Annotated in this window: 14 protein-coding genes; 9 read left to right on the plus strand and 5 right to left on the minus strand. The window is 70.8% G+C overall.

The window, feature by feature from the left end:
• Positions 1-108: 108 nt before the first annotated feature.
• The gene (locus tag NRK68_RS17935; protein WP_257856213.1) at positions 109-645 is read right to left on the minus strand and encodes a sugar transferase; all 537 of its coding nucleotides are present in this window, start codon (positions 643-645) and stop codon (positions 109-111) included.
• A gap of 206 nt (positions 646-851) precedes the next feature.
• On the opposite strand from NRK68_RS17935, the gene dnaK reads away from it, so the two are divergent.
• From dnaK to NRK68_RS17955, 4 genes are read left to right on the plus strand one after another with little or no spacing between them, the layout of a single operon-like run.
• Positions 852-2,699, plus strand: coding sequence for a molecular chaperone DnaK (gene dnaK / locus NRK68_RS17940; protein ID WP_046777779.1), 1,848 nt, complete (start codon positions 852-854; stop codon positions 2,697-2,699).
• The gene (grpE, locus tag NRK68_RS17945; protein WP_257856215.1) at positions 2,699-3,358 is read left to right on the plus strand and encodes a nucleotide exchange factor GrpE; all 660 of its coding nucleotides are present in this window, start codon (positions 2,699-2,701) and stop codon (positions 3,356-3,358) included. The genes dnaK and grpE overlap by 1 nt, the downstream gene beginning before the upstream one ends.
• 39 nt (positions 3,359-3,397) lie before the next feature.
• Positions 3,398-4,576 carry a molecular chaperone DnaJ gene (gene dnaJ / locus NRK68_RS17950; RefSeq protein ID WP_183066527.1) on the plus strand — a complete coding sequence of 393 codons (1,179 nt, stop codon included), beginning with the start codon at positions 3,398-3,400 and terminating at the stop codon, positions 4,574-4,576.
• Position 4,577: 1 nt separating this feature from the next.
• Positions 4,578-5,051 (plus strand): heat shock protein transcriptional repressor HspR, encoded by a 474-nt coding sequence (locus NRK68_RS17955; RefSeq protein ID WP_046777781.1) that lies wholly within the window; start codon positions 4,578-4,580, stop codon positions 5,049-5,051.
• 93 nt (positions 5,052-5,144) lie between these two features.
• On the opposite strand, the gene NRK68_RS17960 is transcribed toward NRK68_RS17955, so the two are convergent.
• Positions 5,145-6,218, minus strand: coding sequence for a helix-turn-helix transcriptional regulator (locus tag NRK68_RS17960; RefSeq protein ID WP_183066528.1), 1,074 nt, complete (start codon positions 6,216-6,218; stop codon positions 5,145-5,147).
• Positions 6,219-6,302: 84 nt separating this feature from the next.
• On the opposite strand from NRK68_RS17960, the gene NRK68_RS17965 reads away from it, so the two are divergent.
• Together NRK68_RS17965 and NRK68_RS17970 are read left to right on the plus strand one after the other, a co-directional pair.
• Positions 6,303-6,578, plus strand: coding sequence for a hypothetical protein (locus NRK68_RS17965; protein WP_030026719.1), 276 nt, complete (start codon positions 6,303-6,305; stop codon positions 6,576-6,578).
• Positions 6,575-6,889: a Rieske (2Fe-2S) protein gene (locus tag NRK68_RS17970; protein WP_030026718.1), complete on the plus strand. Its 315-nt coding sequence runs from the start codon at positions 6,575-6,577 to the stop codon at positions 6,887-6,889. Before NRK68_RS17965 ends, NRK68_RS17970 begins: the two co-directional genes overlap by 4 nt.
• 179 nt (positions 6,890-7,068) lie before the next feature.
• On the opposite strand, the gene NRK68_RS17975 is transcribed toward NRK68_RS17970, so the two are convergent.
• A complete protein-coding gene (locus NRK68_RS17975) occupies positions 7,069-7,482 on the minus strand; it encodes a pyridoxamine 5'-phosphate oxidase family protein (protein WP_046777783.1) in 414 nt (137 codons plus the stop codon).
• A 117-nt stretch (positions 7,483-7,599) separates the two neighbouring features.
• Here NRK68_RS17975 and clpB point away from each other — a divergent pair, with 117 nt between their 5' ends.
• Positions 7,600-10,200: an ATP-dependent chaperone ClpB gene (gene clpB, locus NRK68_RS17980; RefSeq protein ID WP_183066529.1), complete on the plus strand. Its 2,601-nt coding sequence runs from the start codon at positions 7,600-7,602 to the stop codon at positions 10,198-10,200.
• Positions 10,201-10,347: 147 nt separating this feature from the next.
• The gene (locus NRK68_RS17985; RefSeq protein ID WP_030647953.1) at positions 10,348-10,887 is read left to right on the plus strand and encodes a YbjN domain-containing protein; all 540 of its coding nucleotides are present in this window, start codon (positions 10,348-10,350) and stop codon (positions 10,885-10,887) included.
• Positions 10,888-10,903: 16 nt separating this feature from the next.
• Here the strand turns inward: NRK68_RS17985 and NRK68_RS17990 are convergent, their stop codons facing one another.
• Entirely contained in the window at positions 10,904-12,028 is a 1,125-nt protein-coding gene (locus tag NRK68_RS17990) for a mannosyltransferase family protein (protein ID WP_257856216.1), read from the minus strand.
• Between the two features lie 228 nt (positions 12,029-12,256).
• Positions 12,257-13,447 carry a pyridoxal phosphate-dependent aminotransferase gene (locus NRK68_RS17995; RefSeq protein ID WP_373023619.1) on the minus strand — a complete coding sequence of 397 codons (1,191 nt, stop codon included), beginning with the start codon at positions 13,445-13,447 and terminating at the stop codon, positions 12,257-12,259.
• A gap of 695 nt (positions 13,448-14,142) precedes the next feature.
• Here NRK68_RS17995 and NRK68_RS18000 point away from each other — a divergent pair.
• Positions 14,143-14,688: a DUF2617 family protein gene (locus NRK68_RS18000; RefSeq protein ID WP_257856217.1), complete on the plus strand. Its 546-nt coding sequence runs from the start codon at positions 14,143-14,145 to the stop codon at positions 14,686-14,688.

The following is a 14,688-nucleotide window of genomic DNA, read 5'->3' on the forward strand; positions in this document are numbered from 1 at the left end:
GAGGGCTCCTCGGGCGGCACTTACTAAGCGGTAACTTATGAAGTCAAGGCTTGAGGTTACCCATTCCCGACGCCGCAATGTAGCTGAGCGTGCGGTGATCTGTGTCGCTCAGGCGAGCCTTTGTCGGTAGGCCGCCCGCGGGGTCTGAGCAAGGATCGCGAGGTCCATCCCGAGCCAGTGGTTCTCCACATAATGCCGGTCCAGCAGTGGCATCTCCTCCCAGGGGAGGTCGGAGCGCGCGCTCACCTGCCACAACCCGGTCATTCCGGGACGTACGAGGAGCCGGTCGGGGCGGTCCGTACGGGCCTCGGGGCGCGGGCCGACCAGCGACATCTCCCCGCGGATCACATTGAGCAGCTGGGGGAGCCCGTCGACGGCGCAGCGCTCCAGGAGCGCGCCCGTCCGCCCCGCCCCGGCCGTGTCGAAGCGCCAGGTCCGGAAGGGCCGTCCGGCGAGGCCGGCGGCGGGCTCCCGTACGAAGGGGCGGCCGCCCCGGACCGCGCACAGCAGTGCGGTGACGGCCGCGAGCGGGAGGGCGAGTGCGGCGAGCAGGGCCACCGCCCCGACGAGGTCGAGCACCCGCTTCGCCGGCGGGGCCGCGGGCAGCCGTACCCGGAGCCGGGGGGCGGTGAGTGTGAGCGGCATGCCAGCACGCTGCCGCACGGGCGGCCGGACCCCGGCGTGCCGCGCGGCGTGGGTCCCTCGTCCGGCCGTCCCGCCGCCGGAAGAACCCAAGGTTGCGCGTAAGCGGCAGCTAAAGGTTGAGTCGACCCGACTCAGTTCTGTTGACGCAGGCGCGGCGATGCGGCATGGTTGAGTCCGTTCCACTCAAGTCAGCTGGAGGAATCGAAATGGCACGTGCGGTCGGCATCGACCTGGGCACCACTAACTCCGTCGTCAGCGTTCTGGAAGGCGGCGAGCCCACCGTCATCACCAACGCCGAGGGCGCCAGGACCACGCCGTCCGTCGTCGCCTTCGCCAAGAACGGCGAGGTCCTCGTCGGCGAGGTGGCCAAGCGCCAGGCGGTCACGAACGTGGACCGGACCATCCGCTCCGTCAAGCGCCACATGGGCACTGACTGGAAGATCAACCTGGATGGCAAGGACTTCAACCCGCAGCAGATGAGCGCCTTCATCCTGCAGAAGCTGAAGCGCGACGCCGAGGCCTACCTGGGTGAGAAGGTCACGGACGCGGTCATCACCGTCCCGGCCTACTTCAACGACTCCGAGCGTCAGGCGACCAAGGAGGCCGGCGAGATCGCGGGCCTGAACGTCCTGCGCATCGTCAACGAGCCGACGGCCGCCGCCCTGGCCTACGGTCTCGACAAGGACGACCAGACCATCCTCGTCTTCGACCTCGGTGGCGGCACCTTCGACGTGTCGCTCCTGGAGATCGGCGACGGTGTCGTCGAGGTCAAGGCCACCAACGGTGACAACCACCTCGGTGGTGACGACTGGGACCAGCGCGTCGTCGACTACCTGGTGAAGCAGTTCGCCAACGGCCACGGCGTCGACCTGTCCAAGGACAAGATGGCGCTCCAGCGTCTGCGCGAGGCCGCCGAGAAGGCGAAGATCGAGCTGTCCTCCTCCACGGAGACCTCGATCAACCTGCCGTACATCACGGCGTCCGCCGAGGGCCCGCTGCACCTGGACGAGAAGCTCACGCGCGCCCAGTTCCAGCAGCTGACCGCCGACCTGCTCGACCGCTGCAAGACCCCGTTCCACAACGTCATCAAGGACGCCGGCATCCAGCTGTCCGAGATCGACCACGTGGTCCTGGTCGGCGGCTCCACCCGCATGCCGGCCGTCGCCGAGCTCGTCAAGGAGCTGACCGGCGGTCAGGACGCCAACAAGGGCGTCAACCCGGACGAGGTCGTCGCCATCGGCGCCACCCTCCAGGCCGGTGTCCTCAAGGGTGAGGTCAAGGACGTCCTGCTCCTCGACGTGACCCCGCTGTCCCTCGGCATCGAGACCAAGGGCGGCATCATGACCAAGCTCATCGAGCGCAACACCACGATCCCGACCAAGCGGTCCGAGATCTTCACGACGGCCGAGGACAACCAGCCGTCCGTGCAGATCCAGGTCTACCAGGGCGAGCGCGAGATCGCGGCGTACAACAAGAAGCTCGGCATGTTCGAGCTGACCGGCCTGCCGCCGGCCCCGCGTGGCGTCCCGCAGATCGAGGTCTCCTTCGACATCGACGCGAACGGCATCATGCACGTGACCGCGAAGGACCTCGGCACGGGCAAGGAGCAGAAGATGACCGTCACCGGCGGCTCTTCGCTCGGCAAGGACGAGGTCGACCGCATGCGCCAGGAGGCGGAGCAGTACGCGGACGAGGACCTGCGCCGCAAGGAGGCCGCCGAGTCCCGCAACCAGGGCGAGCAGCTCGTCTACCAGACGGAGAAGTTCGTCAAGGACAACGAGGACAAGGTCCCGGCCGAGGTCAAGACCGAGGTCGAGTCCGCCGTCGCCGAGCTGAAGGAGAAGCTCAAGGGCGAGGACACCGGCGAGATCCGCACCGCGACCGAGAAGCTCGCCGCGGTGAGCCAGAAGCTCGGCCAGGCGATCTACGCCGACGCGCAGGCCGCCCAGGGCGCCGCCGGCGGCGCCGGTGACGCGGGCCAGGCCAAGGCCGACGACGACGTCGTCGACGCCGAGATCGTCGACGACGAGAAGCCGAAGGGTGGCGCTGCCTGATGTCGGAGGAGACCCCGGGCTTCGACGAGAAGCCCGAAGTCCCCGCCGACGCCGCTCAGGACGACGCCGAGCCGAAGGCCGCCGACTCCGCCGACACGGCGGAGGGGGCGGCCCCGGCCGGGGACAGCGCACAGGATGTGGCCCTGCTGGCGCAGCTGGACCAGGCCCGTACCGCGCTCGGTGAGCGCACCGCGGACCTCCAGCGGCTCCAGGCGGAGTACCAGAACTACCGCCGCCGGGTGGAGCGGGACCGGATCACCGTCAAGGAGATCGCGGTCGCGTCCCTCCTGACGGAGCTCCTGCCGACGCTCGACGACATCGGCCGGGCGCGCGAGCACGGCGAACTGGTCGGCGGCTTCAAGTCGGTGGCCGAATCCCTGGAGACGGTCGCCGCCAAGATGGGCCTGCAGCAGTTCGGCAAGGAGGGCGAGCCCTTCGACCCGACGGTCCACGAGGCACTGATGCACTCGTACGCGCCGGACGTCACCGAGACGACCTGCGTGGCGATCCTGCAGCCCGGGTACCGGATCGGCGAGCGTACGATCCGTCCCGCACGGGTCGCGGTGGCCGAGCCCCAGCCGGGCGCGGCCCCCAAGTCCGAGTCCGCGGAGGGCGACAAGCCGTCCGGCGAGGACGCGGATGCAGCCGACCAGGGCTGACGCAGGACACGTAGCGGCACGGGAGGAGGGACACCGGGGATGAGCACGAAGGACTTCGTCGAGAAGGACTACTACAAGGTCCTCGGTGTCCCGAAGGACGCCACCGAGGCCGAGATCAAGAAGGCGTACAGGAAGCTCGCGCGCGAGTTCCACCCGGACGCCAACAAGGGCGACGCCTCCGCCGAGGCGCGCTTCAAGGAGATCTCCGAGGCGAACGACGTCCTCGGGGACGCCAAGAAGCGCAAGGAGTACGACGAGGCGCGCGCGCTGTTCGGCAACGGCGGCTTCCGCCCCGGGCCGGGCGGCGGCGGCTCGTTCAACTTCGACCTGGGCGACCTCTTCGGGGGCACCCAGCAGGGCGGTCAGGCCGGCGGCTTCGGCGGCGGCCTGGGCGACGTCTTCGGCGGCCTCTTCAACCGCGGCGCCGGCCCGGGTGCGGGCACCCGCACCCAGCCGCGCCGCGGCCAGGACATCGAGTCGGAGGTCACCCTCTCCTTCACGGAGGCGGTGGACGGGGCCACGGTCCCGCTCCGGATGTCCTCGCAGGCGCCCTGCAAGGCCTGCTCGGGCACCGGCGACAAGAACGGCACGCCCAGGGTGTGCCCGACCTGTGTCGGCACCGGTCAGGTCTCGCGCGGCAGCGGCGGCGGCTTCTCGCTGACCGACCCGTGCGCGGACTGCAAGGGCCGCGGCCTGATCGCGGAGACCCCCTGTGAGGTCTGCAAGGGCAGTGGTCGGGCCCGCAGCTCCCGCACCATGCAGGTCAGGATCCCGGCGGGCGTCTCCGACGGCCAGCGGATCCGGCTGCGCGGCAAGGGCGCCCCGGGCGAGCGCGGCGGTCCCGCCGGTGACCTCTACGTGGTGGTGCACGTCGGGACGCACCCGGTGTTCGGCCGCAAGGACGACAACCTGACGGTGACCGTTCCGGTGACGTTCGCGGAGGCGGCACTGGGCGCCGACATCAAGGTCCCGACCCTGAACGGACCGTCCGTGACGCTGAAACTTCCCCCGGGCACCCCGAACGGGCGTACGATGCGGGCCCGCGGCAAGGGTGCGGTCCGCAAGGACGGTACCCGCGGGGACCTGCTGGTTACCGTGGAAGTGGCGGTTCCGACCGAGCTGTCCGACAAGGCACGCGAGGCATTGGAGATGTACCGCGAGGCGACGGAGTCGCAGGACCCGCGCTCCGCGCTGTTCGAGTCCGCGAAGGGAGCATGACATGGACGGCCGCCGACGACAGTCTTCCCGTCTGGGGAGCGGTGCCTACCCACTCACCGACGAGACCCCGGTCTACGTGATCTCGGTGGCCGCCCAGCTCTCGGGCCTGCACCCGCAGACCCTCCGCCAGTACGACCGTCTCGGCCTGGTCTCCCCGGACCGCACGGCCGGCCGCGGCCGGCGCTATTCGGCCCGGGACATCGAGCTGCTCCGCACGGTGCAGACGCTGTCCCAGGACGAGGGCATCAACCTGGCGGGGATCAAACGGATCATCGAACTGGAGAACCAGGTGGCCGCGCTCCAGCAGCGCGTCGCCGAGCTCTCGGCCGCGGTGGACGGCGCCGCCGCCACGCTGCGGGCCCGCGAGGCCCAGGTGCACGCCTCGTACCGGCGCGACCTGGTCCCGTACCAGCCGCCGCAGCCGGGCAGCGCCCTGGTCGTCTGGCGGCCGAGCCCCAAGCGCCCGATGGACTGACCGGCAGGGTCGTCCCGGCCCCCGGACCCCCGGAGCACACCTTCCGGCCCCGCCCCTCCCGGGGCGGGGCCGGAAGGCTTTTGCGAGGGCTTTCTAGAGGCCTTCCGGGCCGTGCTCCGGCTCCCGGCCGGCGGCGGGGTCCTCGCACTCCTGGGCGGCGGAGGGGCGGCCCAGGATGCCGGACCGGGCGATGAGATAGCCGAGCTGGGCCCGGCTGCCGCTGCCGAGGGTCGTGGCGAGCTTGGCGATGTGGGCGCGGCAGGTCCGTACGTTCATCCCCAGGCGCCGGGCGATGGCCTCGTCCACGTGCCCCTCGATGAGGAGCTGGGCGATGGTGCGCTGCACGCCGGTGACGCCGCCGGGGGTGCTGCGGTACGTCACCTCCTCGGTCAGGGGCACGGCGCGGTGCCACAGCTGCTCGAACACCTTGATGAGGTAGTCGACGAGGCCGGGGTGGCGCAGTTCCAGCGCGACCCGGCGGTCGTCGCTGACCGGGATGAAGGCGACCGTGCGGTCGAAGATGATGAGGCGCTCTATCAGCTCTTCGAGGGTGCGGATCTCGACCTTGCCGGTGGAGATGCGGTCCACGTAGGCGAGGGTGCCCTGGCTGTGCCGTGCGGTGTGCTGGTAGAGGGTCCGTATGCTGACCCCGCGGTCGATCAGCGGCTGGTCGCGCTCCAGGGCCTGTGTGAGAGCCTCGGAGGGCCGTGCTCCGCCCGGCTGGACCGTCAGCACCTCGGTGTGACATTCGGCCGTCGCGAGGTTCAGCGCGGCGTTGATCCTTTCGAAACCCTCCAGCACCGTGATGGCATGGGTGTCGGCCGGACTCTGTGCGCTGATGGCCAGGAAAGGCTCGAAAGTGTCGGTGAGATCTACAGCGCTGCGTCGGCGGTCCTGGATCTCGCGTTCAATCGGATGGAGCCGTTGAGCCAAAGCCACGGACGGGGGAACCGGGCGGAGTTGGTTCGCGTCATCCGGGTCGGGCTGCAGAAGAGCGAGTTCCAGCAGGCAGGGGGCGTTCTGGATCTCTCCCCGGGCGATCCGGCCGGTGCTCAGGGCAGCCGCGTAGAGGCGGGTCCCCTCGGCGCACATGGACGTGACGGGGTGGGGATGTGTCGCCATTGTCGGTTTTTGCGTCAAATCTCCACCCCCCAGGGTCCTGAACATGCAAGAACATGATGCATCGTCCCTGTGGCATTGACGTGCCTGAATGAGCCATCGTCTGACACGCGGGGGAGAGGATTCCATCAAGTGAGGACGAAGCCGACCATGTACAAGAGAATGCTTCGCTCGGTGCTTGCCATAGGTTTCTCCGCCGTTGCGGTTTTTGGGGCAGTCAGCGCCGTCGAAAGTGACGCGGGGAGCGCTAGGGACGGTCAGGGTACGAGCCTGACGAGCACGGAGTTCGACACCGGCTGGACCACGGCGCCCGTGGGCAAGTACGCGGACACCGGCTGGACCGCCGCGGAGCTGGGCGGTAAGGACGACACGGGCTGGACCGAGGCTCCTGCGACGGTGTCCGCATGACCCCCGACGACCGCGGCTTCCGCCGCGAGATGGCGTCGGCGTACCGCTCGGGCTGGCAGTTCATCGACCTCGCCACGGCCATCCCCCACCCCGGCGACTCGTTGATGGTCACCCTGTTCGGCCAGCCGATCGTCATCGTGCGCGAGGAGGACGAGGACGTACGTGCCTACCGGTGCCTGCGCCGCCCGCGCGGCGCGCCGCAGCCCGTCCGCTGCGAGGTGCGCTACGGAATGGTCTTCGTCAATCTCGATCAGCGGGACCACCAGCTCTTCGAGCCCGACATCACCACCGCCACCCCCCGCAGTGCCTGACGCGATTCCCCCGTCGTTTCAGATCGCTCAGGCGCTACCCCCACACAACGGCGCCATCGTGGACCTGACCACGATGGCGCCGTTGTGATGCCTGCGTCCAGTGCGTGATCCGGACAAGATGAAGGATCAACGAGGGCCGAAGGATCAACGAGGGCCAGGGGCCGGCGAGGACCGGCGGCTCACGCCCGCCCCATCGCCCGGTCCAGGGTGATCTCCACGACCACGCGGTCCGGATTGGGCGACGGGGTCCGCCCGTACCGCTGCGCGTAGCGCGCCACCGCGTCGGCGACCGACGCCTCGTCCGTGCGGATCACCGCACGGCCCTCCAGCGTGGCCCAGCGGCGCCCCTCCATCTGGCAGACCGCCACCCGCGCCCCGCCGTCCTGCGCGGCCTGCGCCGCCAGGACGTTGCGGACCTTCTTGCTGTGCTTGTTGCTGATCACCCGGGCCAGGCCGGCCTCCGGGTCGTACGTCACGCCCACCGGCACCACGTGCGGGGTCCCGTCGGGGCGCGGGGTGGTCAGCGTGCAGACGTGCCGCTCCCGCCAGAAGGCGAGGTATTCGGGCGTCGGGTTGAGTACGTCATGGGACATGGCCCGAAGGGTACGGGCAAGGCGTCCCCTCACCTGCCTTGAGTGGAATAGACTCAACTTTGCATACGCTGACTCTGTCAGACCCAGTTGTGCATCCTTCGGAGAGGAGAAGACGCAGTGGACGCCGAGCTGACCAACAAGAGCCGGGACGCGCTGAACGCGGCGACCAGCAGGGCCGTCAAGGAAGGCCATGCGGATCTGACCCCCGCGCACCTGCTGCTGGCCCTGCTCGCCGGCGAGGACAACGAGAACGTGATCGACCTGCTGATCGCGACGGACGCCGACCAGGCCGCCGTGCGCAGCGGCGCCGAACGCCTCCTCGCCGCACTGCCCAGCGTCACCGGCTCCACGGTGGCGCCCCCGCAGCCCACCCGCGAGCTGCTCGCCGTACTGGCCGAGGCCGACAGCGAGGCGGGCAAGCTCGGTGACGAGTACCTCTCCACCGAACACCTGCTCATCGCCGTCGCCGCCAAGGGCGGCGCGGCCGGTGAGGTTCTTTCCGCCCAGGGCGCGACGGCGAAGAAGCTGCTGGACGCCTTCCAGAACGCACGAGGAGCACGGCGGGTGACCACCCCCGACCCGGAGGGCCAGTACAAGGCCCTGGAGAAGTTCGGCACCGACTTCACGGCCGCCGCCCGCGACGGCAAGCTCGACCCGGTCATCGGCCGCGACCACGAGATCCGGCGCGTCGTCCAGGTGCTCTCGCGCCGCACCAAGAACAACCCGGTGCTCATCGGCGAGCCCGGCGTCGGCAAGACGGCCGTCGTCGAGGGCCTGGCCCAGCGCATCGTCAAGGGCGACGTGCCCGAGTCCCTGAAGAACAAGCGGCTCGTCTCCCTCGACCTCGGCGCCATGGTCGCCGGCGCCAAGTACCGCGGTGAGTTCGAGGAGCGGCTCAAGACCGTCCTCGCGGAGATCAAGTCCAGCGAGGGCCAGATCATCACCTTCATCGACGAGCTGCACACGGTCGTCGGAGCGGGCGCCGGTGGTGACTCCGCCATGGACGCGGGCAACATGCTCAAGCCCATGCTGGCCCGCGGTGAGCTCCGCATGGTCGGCGCGACCACCCTCGACGAGTACCGCGAGCGCATCGAGAAGGACCCGGCGCTGGAGCGGCGCTTCCAGCAGGTGCTGGTCGCCGAGCCGTCCGTCGAGGACACCATCGCGATCCTGCGCGGGCTCAAGGGCCGCTACGAGGCCCACCACAAGGTGGCCATCAACGACAGCGCGCTGGTCGCCGCCGCGACCCTCTCCGACCGGTACATCACCTCCCGCTTCCTGCCCGACAAGGCCATCGACCTCGTCGACGAGGCCGCGTCCCGGCTGCGCATGGAGATCGACTCCTCGCCCGTCGAGATCGATGAGCTCCAGCGCTCGGTGGACCGCCTGCGGATGGAGGAGCTGGCGCTGAACAACGAGTCCGACCCGGCCTCGCGCGAGCGCCTCGACAAGATCCGCAAGGACCTCGCCGACCGGGAGGAGGAGCTGCGGGGCCTGACCGCCCGCTGGGAGAAGGAGAAGCAGTCCCTCAACCGGGTCGGCGAGCTCAAGGAGCGCCTGGACGACCTGCGCGGCCAGGCCGAGCGGGCCCAGCGCGACGGCGACTTCGACGCCGCCTCCAAGCTGCTCTACGGGGAGATCCCGGCCCTGGAGCGCGAGCTGGCCGAGGCCACCGAGGAGGAGGCCGAGGCATCCAAGGCCGGCGCCTCGAAGAACACGATGGTCAAGGACGAGGTCGGCCCGGACGACATCGCCGACGTGGTGGGTGCCTGGACCGGCATCCCCGCGGGCCGCCTGCTGGAGGGCGAGACCCAGAAGCTGCTCCGCATGGAGGACGAGCTGGGCCGCCGCCTGATCGGCCAGACGGAGGCCGTACGGGCCGTCTCCGACGCCGTGCGCCGCACCCGCGCCGGCATCGCCGACCCGGACCGGCCGACCGGCTCCTTCCTCTTCCTCGGGCCGACGGGCGTGGGCAAGACGGAGCTGGCCAAGGCGCTCGCCGACTTCCTCTTCGACGACGAGCGGGCCATGGTCCGCATCGACATGTCGGAGTACTCCGAGAAGCACAGCGTGGCCCGGCTCGTCGGCGCCCCGCCCGGCTACGTCGGCTACGAGGAGGGCGGCCAGCTCACCGAGGCCGTCCGCCGCCGCCCGTACAGCGTGGTGCTCCTCGACGAGGTGGAGAAGGCCCACCCGGAGGTCTTCGACATCCTGCTCCAGGTGCTGGACGACGGCCGGCTCACGGACGGCCAGGGCCGCACCGTCGACTTCCGCAACACCATCCTGATCCTGACCTCGAACCTGGGCAGCCAGTTCCTGATGGACCCGGCCACCCCCGCCGACCGGAAGAAGCAGCAGGTCCTGGACGTGGTCCGGGCGAGCTTCAAGCCGGAGTTCCTCAACCGCCTGGACGACCTGGTGGTCTTCTCCGCGCTGAGCCGGGACGAGCTGGCGCACATCGCCGAACTCCAGATCCGCCGCCTGGCCAAGCGCCTGGCCGACCGGCGGCTCACCCTGGACGTCACCCCCGAAGCCCTGGCCTGGGTGGCGGACAAGGGCAACGACCCGGCGTACGGCGCCCGGCCGCTGCGCCGCCTGATCCAGACGGCGATCGGCGACCGCCTGGCGAAGGAGATCCTCTCCGGCGCGGTGCGCGACGGCGACACCGTACGGGTCGACGTGGCCGGCGAGGACCTGCTGGTCGGCAAGGCACTCTGACCACTCCGAGCGCCGTTGCACCCCGCGTACAGGAACGTGCGCGGGGTGCACTCCTGTCCGCCCGCAGCGGATCCGTGACCGTCGGGCTGGACATGGGGTGGGCGGGATGGGGGAGGATGCAAGTATCCGCACGAAGGGAAGTACACGGTGAGCATCGACCCGGCCTCGATTCCGAACTTCGGAGGGCAGCAGCCCGATCCGCAGGCCACAGGACCGGCGGGCCCCGTCGTCCCCGACCAGGATCTGGTCAAGCAGCTGCTGGAGCAGATGGAGCTCAAGTACGTCGTCGACGACGAGGGTGACCTCGCGGCGCCGTGGGAGGAGTTCCGTACGTACTTCATGTTCCGCGGCGAAGCGGAGCAGCAGGTCTTCTCGGTGCGGACCTTCTACGACCGTCCGCACAAGATCGACGAGAAGCCGCAGCTCCTCGAGTCGATCGACGACTGGAACCGTCGCACCCTGTGGCCGAAGGTCTACAGCCACACGCACGACGACGGCTCCGTCCGCCTGATCGGCGAGGCGCAGATGCTGATCGGCACCGGCGTCAACCTGGAGCACTTCGTGTCCTCCACGGTCAGCTGGGTCCGCGCGTCCATCGAGTTCGACAAGTGGCTCACGGAGCAGCTCGGACTGGAGAAGGACATCGACTCCGCCGACGGCGAGGACGAGGACGGCGGGGACAACTGATCCCGCGGTCCCGGTCTCACAGGGGCATCTTGGCGAACACCAGGAGGTAGACCCCGTAGCCGTAACCGAGCCCGGCCAGCCCCGCGGTCACCACGACCGCGGAGCGCGGCCGGGCTCGTGCCAGCACGGCGGCCAGCGGGAGCAGCAGCGGGAACGCCGGCAGCAGGAAGCGCGGCTTCGACTCGAAGTACCCCGCCCCGCCCACGGCGATCACCAGCAGCACCGCGGTGTAGACGAGCAGCGGCAGTGGCGGCCGGTCGACCAGCAGCAGGACCGCCAGCAGCAGGGCGGTGCCCAGCAGCACCGCGGTGACGGCGGTGGCGAGCGCCACGGGCTCGCCGCTCAGCACCCGCCAGGTCATGGACAGCGCGTACCCGCCCCCGTCGAAGCGGGATCCCCACTGCCGCTGCACGGTGAAGTACCCGGCCGGGTCCCCCCTGTGCACGCCGACGGCCACCACGTACGCCAGCCAGCCCGCCGGGGCCAGCAGCCCGGCCGCCCACACCTCGGGCTCGCGGGATCCGCCGGATCTGCCGGATCTGCCGGATCTGGCGGATCTTCGGACGAGCAGCGCGTGCAGGGCCGTGACGGACACGGCCGCCGCCACGGCGATCCCGGTCGGCCGGGTCAGCCCCGCGACCAGCGCCAGCGAGGCGGCGAGCAGCCAGCGCCCGCGCAGCAGCGCGTACAGCGACCAGGCGGCGAGCGCGACCAGCAGCGGCTCGGTGTAGGCGAGGGTGAGCACCACCGCGTGCGGCACCGCCGCCCACAGCGCGACCAGGAGCAGCGCGACGCGCCGCCCGGCCACCAGCTCCCCGACCCGGTACACGCCGACCGCGGCCACGGCGGCCGCGGTCCAGGAGACCAGCAGCCCGCCCCACTCGCCGCCGCCGGCCAGGCGCACCAGCGCCGGGTAGAGCGGGAAGAAGGCGTGGTCGCTCTGCACCAGCCCGGTGACCGGCCAGATCTGGGTGCGGCCGTAGCCGTGCCGGGCGATGGCGAGATACCAGACGGAGTCCCAGGAGTGCCCCAGCACCCGTACGGGGCTGCGCCCGGCCCACCACGCGGCGAGGGCCAGCACGGCGGCCCCGGCCACGCGGACGGCGGCGAACACGCCGAGCGCGAGCGCGGCCGTGGGCACACCGGCGGTCCTGACGTCCCGCGGCCGCACGAAAACAGACGTACTGCCCGTCGCCGTCATCTACCCCGACTTCCTGCGCGCGTGCGTGAGGACGCCTCTCCGGACCAGGAGGAGCCTCGGGCACCTTAAGCGTCCCCGCCTCCCGCCGTGGCCGAATGGCCCGGAAGCCCGCGTGACATCGGGCACCCCGGCCCGCGGCCCCGCCGGCCCCCGCCCCGGGCGCCCGGCTCAGAGCCCCCGCAGCCGCTCCACGGCCTCTTCGAGGATTTCGGTCCTCTTGCAGAAGGCCCAGCGGACCTGGGTGGCGCCGGCGGACTTGTCGTCGTAGAAGACGGAGTTGGGGATGGCGACGACCCCGCAGCGCTCGGGCAGGGCGCGGCAGAAGGCGAGGCCGTCCTTCTCGCCGAGGGGGGTGATGTCGGTGGTGATGAAGTAGGTGCCCTGCGGGCGGAAGACCTGGAAGCCGGCCGACGCGAGGCCGTCGGCGAGGATGTCGCGCTTGGCGGCGAGGTCGGCGCGGAAGGCGTCGTAGTAGGCGTCCGGCAGCTGCAGGGCCTCCGCGACGGCGTACTGGAAGGGGCCCGAGGAGACGTAGGTGAGGAACTGCTTCGCCGAGCGGACCGCGGAGACGAGCGCCGGCTGGGCGGTGACCCAGCCGACCTTCCATCCGGTGAACGAGAACGTCTTGCCCGCGCTGCCGATGGTGACCGTGCGCTCGCGCATACCGGGGAAGCCCGCCAGGGGGAGGTGGGAGCCCTCGAAGACCAGGTGCTCGTACACCTCGTCGGTGACGACCAGCAGATCGCGCTCGACGGCCAGCGCGGCGATCGCCGTGAGCTCGTCCGCGGTCAGGACGGTGCCCGTCGGGTTGTGCGGGGTGTTCAGCAGGAGCAGCCGGGTGCGCGGGGTGACGGCCGCGCGCAGCTCGTCCAGGTCGAGGGCGAAGCCGCCGTCGTGGGGGCGCAGGGTGACGGGGACGCGGGTGGCGCCGGCCATCGCGATGCACGCCGCGTAGGAGTCGTAGTACGGCTCCAGGGCGATGACCTCGTCACCGGGCTCCAGGAGCGCCAGGAGGGAGGCGGCGATGGCCTCCGTGGCGCCCGCGGTGACGAGGACCTCGGTGTCGGGGTCGTGGCCGAGGCCGTAGAAGCGCTGCTGGTGCGCGGCGATCGCGGTGCGCAGCTCCGGGACGCCGGGCCCGGGCGGGTACTGGTTGCCGAGGCCCGTGAGGACCGCGCGGGAGGCCGCCTCGGCGATCTGCGCCGGGCCGTCGGTGTCGGGGAAGCCCTGGCCGAGGTTGATCGACCCCGTGCGTGCGGCCAGTGCCGACATCTCGGCGAAGATCGTGGTTCCGAAGGCTGCCAGCCGGCGGTTCAGGAAGGGGCGGTCGCTGCTCACGGGTGCGCTCATGGGCGCCATCCTGCGGGCAACCTCTGGACTTGCTCAAGTGTGCTTTGGGCCGTGCGGGCCGGGGGCATTCCCCCTTCACGCGGGACGCGGGGATCCCGCTCCCCGGGAGGACCGGGGCGTGAGAGAGGGGCGGACATGGAGTTCGTCTTGGTAGTGCTCGTGCTGTGTCTGGGGATCGCCTTCCTCTGGAGCCGGCTGGTCCGGCCCCGGTCCGTGCACGCTTCGCGTGCGAGCCGGCCGCGCCGCAGCAGGCGCAGCAGCAGGCGCAGCTGGTGGGCGGGTGACAGCGGCTCGGCGGGCTGCGGGTCGTCGTCCTCCTCCTGCAGCTCGTCCTCCTGCGGGGGCGGGGGGTGCGGCGGTGGCAGCTGACGCGGTGCGTGGCACGGGGCGGCCGGCGCCGTCCTGACGTGGGCGTCCGACGGTTCGTTTCCCGTCGGGCGTCCCGTGCGTTGTCCATGCATCCCGACGCGCGGGACGCAACCTGTTGAACACGTGAACTGCCGAGCCCCCGGGGGGATGTAAACCCCTTCAACTTGGGTAAAAACGCTGTGAGTGCCGTGCCTTTCATGATTCCCTCGGTTGAGTAGACCAGTCCTCGGACCTCCCGGGACTTCCTGTGGACCCGTGCCGGTTTCCCCCCACCCGTGCTTGCTACCGCTGGCGGGCCCCGGCCCATCTCCCTCGCGCGTTTGCGGAGCCGACTCATGCTCACGACCCTCCAGACCTCATACACCGACACGCGTGCCGCCGATCTCGCCTGGGCCCTGGGTCGGGACCGGCTGCCCGCCCTGGCCGTACTGAACCTCGAACTTTCGGGTGCGAAGGTGGAGTTGCGCCTGCTCGGGGCCTCCCATCAGGTTCTGCTGGAGGAGCGGGAGGTGCTCTGTTCGGAGACGGTCGCCTGCATGCCCGGGAGCAGTACGCCGCTGCCGCTGGGCGTCGCGAAGCGGGTGGGCGACTGGGAGTACGAGTTCGCGGCGCGGGTCGAGACCCTGTCCCGGGGCTCCTTCGCGGGGCGGGCACAGGAACTGCTCGCACTGGTCGCGGATCACCCGAACGGACTGGCGGGGACGTTCCCGGGAAGCCCGCACGCCTTCACCGCCATGCTCGCCCAGCGGTACGAGGGCCAGGTGCGGTGGCGCACCTGGCACGCGTACCCGCAGGAGGGGCAGTTGGTGGCCACCCGGACCCGGGTCGGGCTCCCGATGGGCGCCGCGACGCCGCCTCTGGAATCGCCCGCACTGCTTTAG

It is taken from the genome of Streptomyces yangpuensis, assembly GCF_024666385.1.
GTDB classification, from domain to species: domain Bacteria; phylum Actinomycetota; class Actinomycetes; order Streptomycetales; family Streptomycetaceae; genus Streptomyces; species Streptomyces yangpuensis.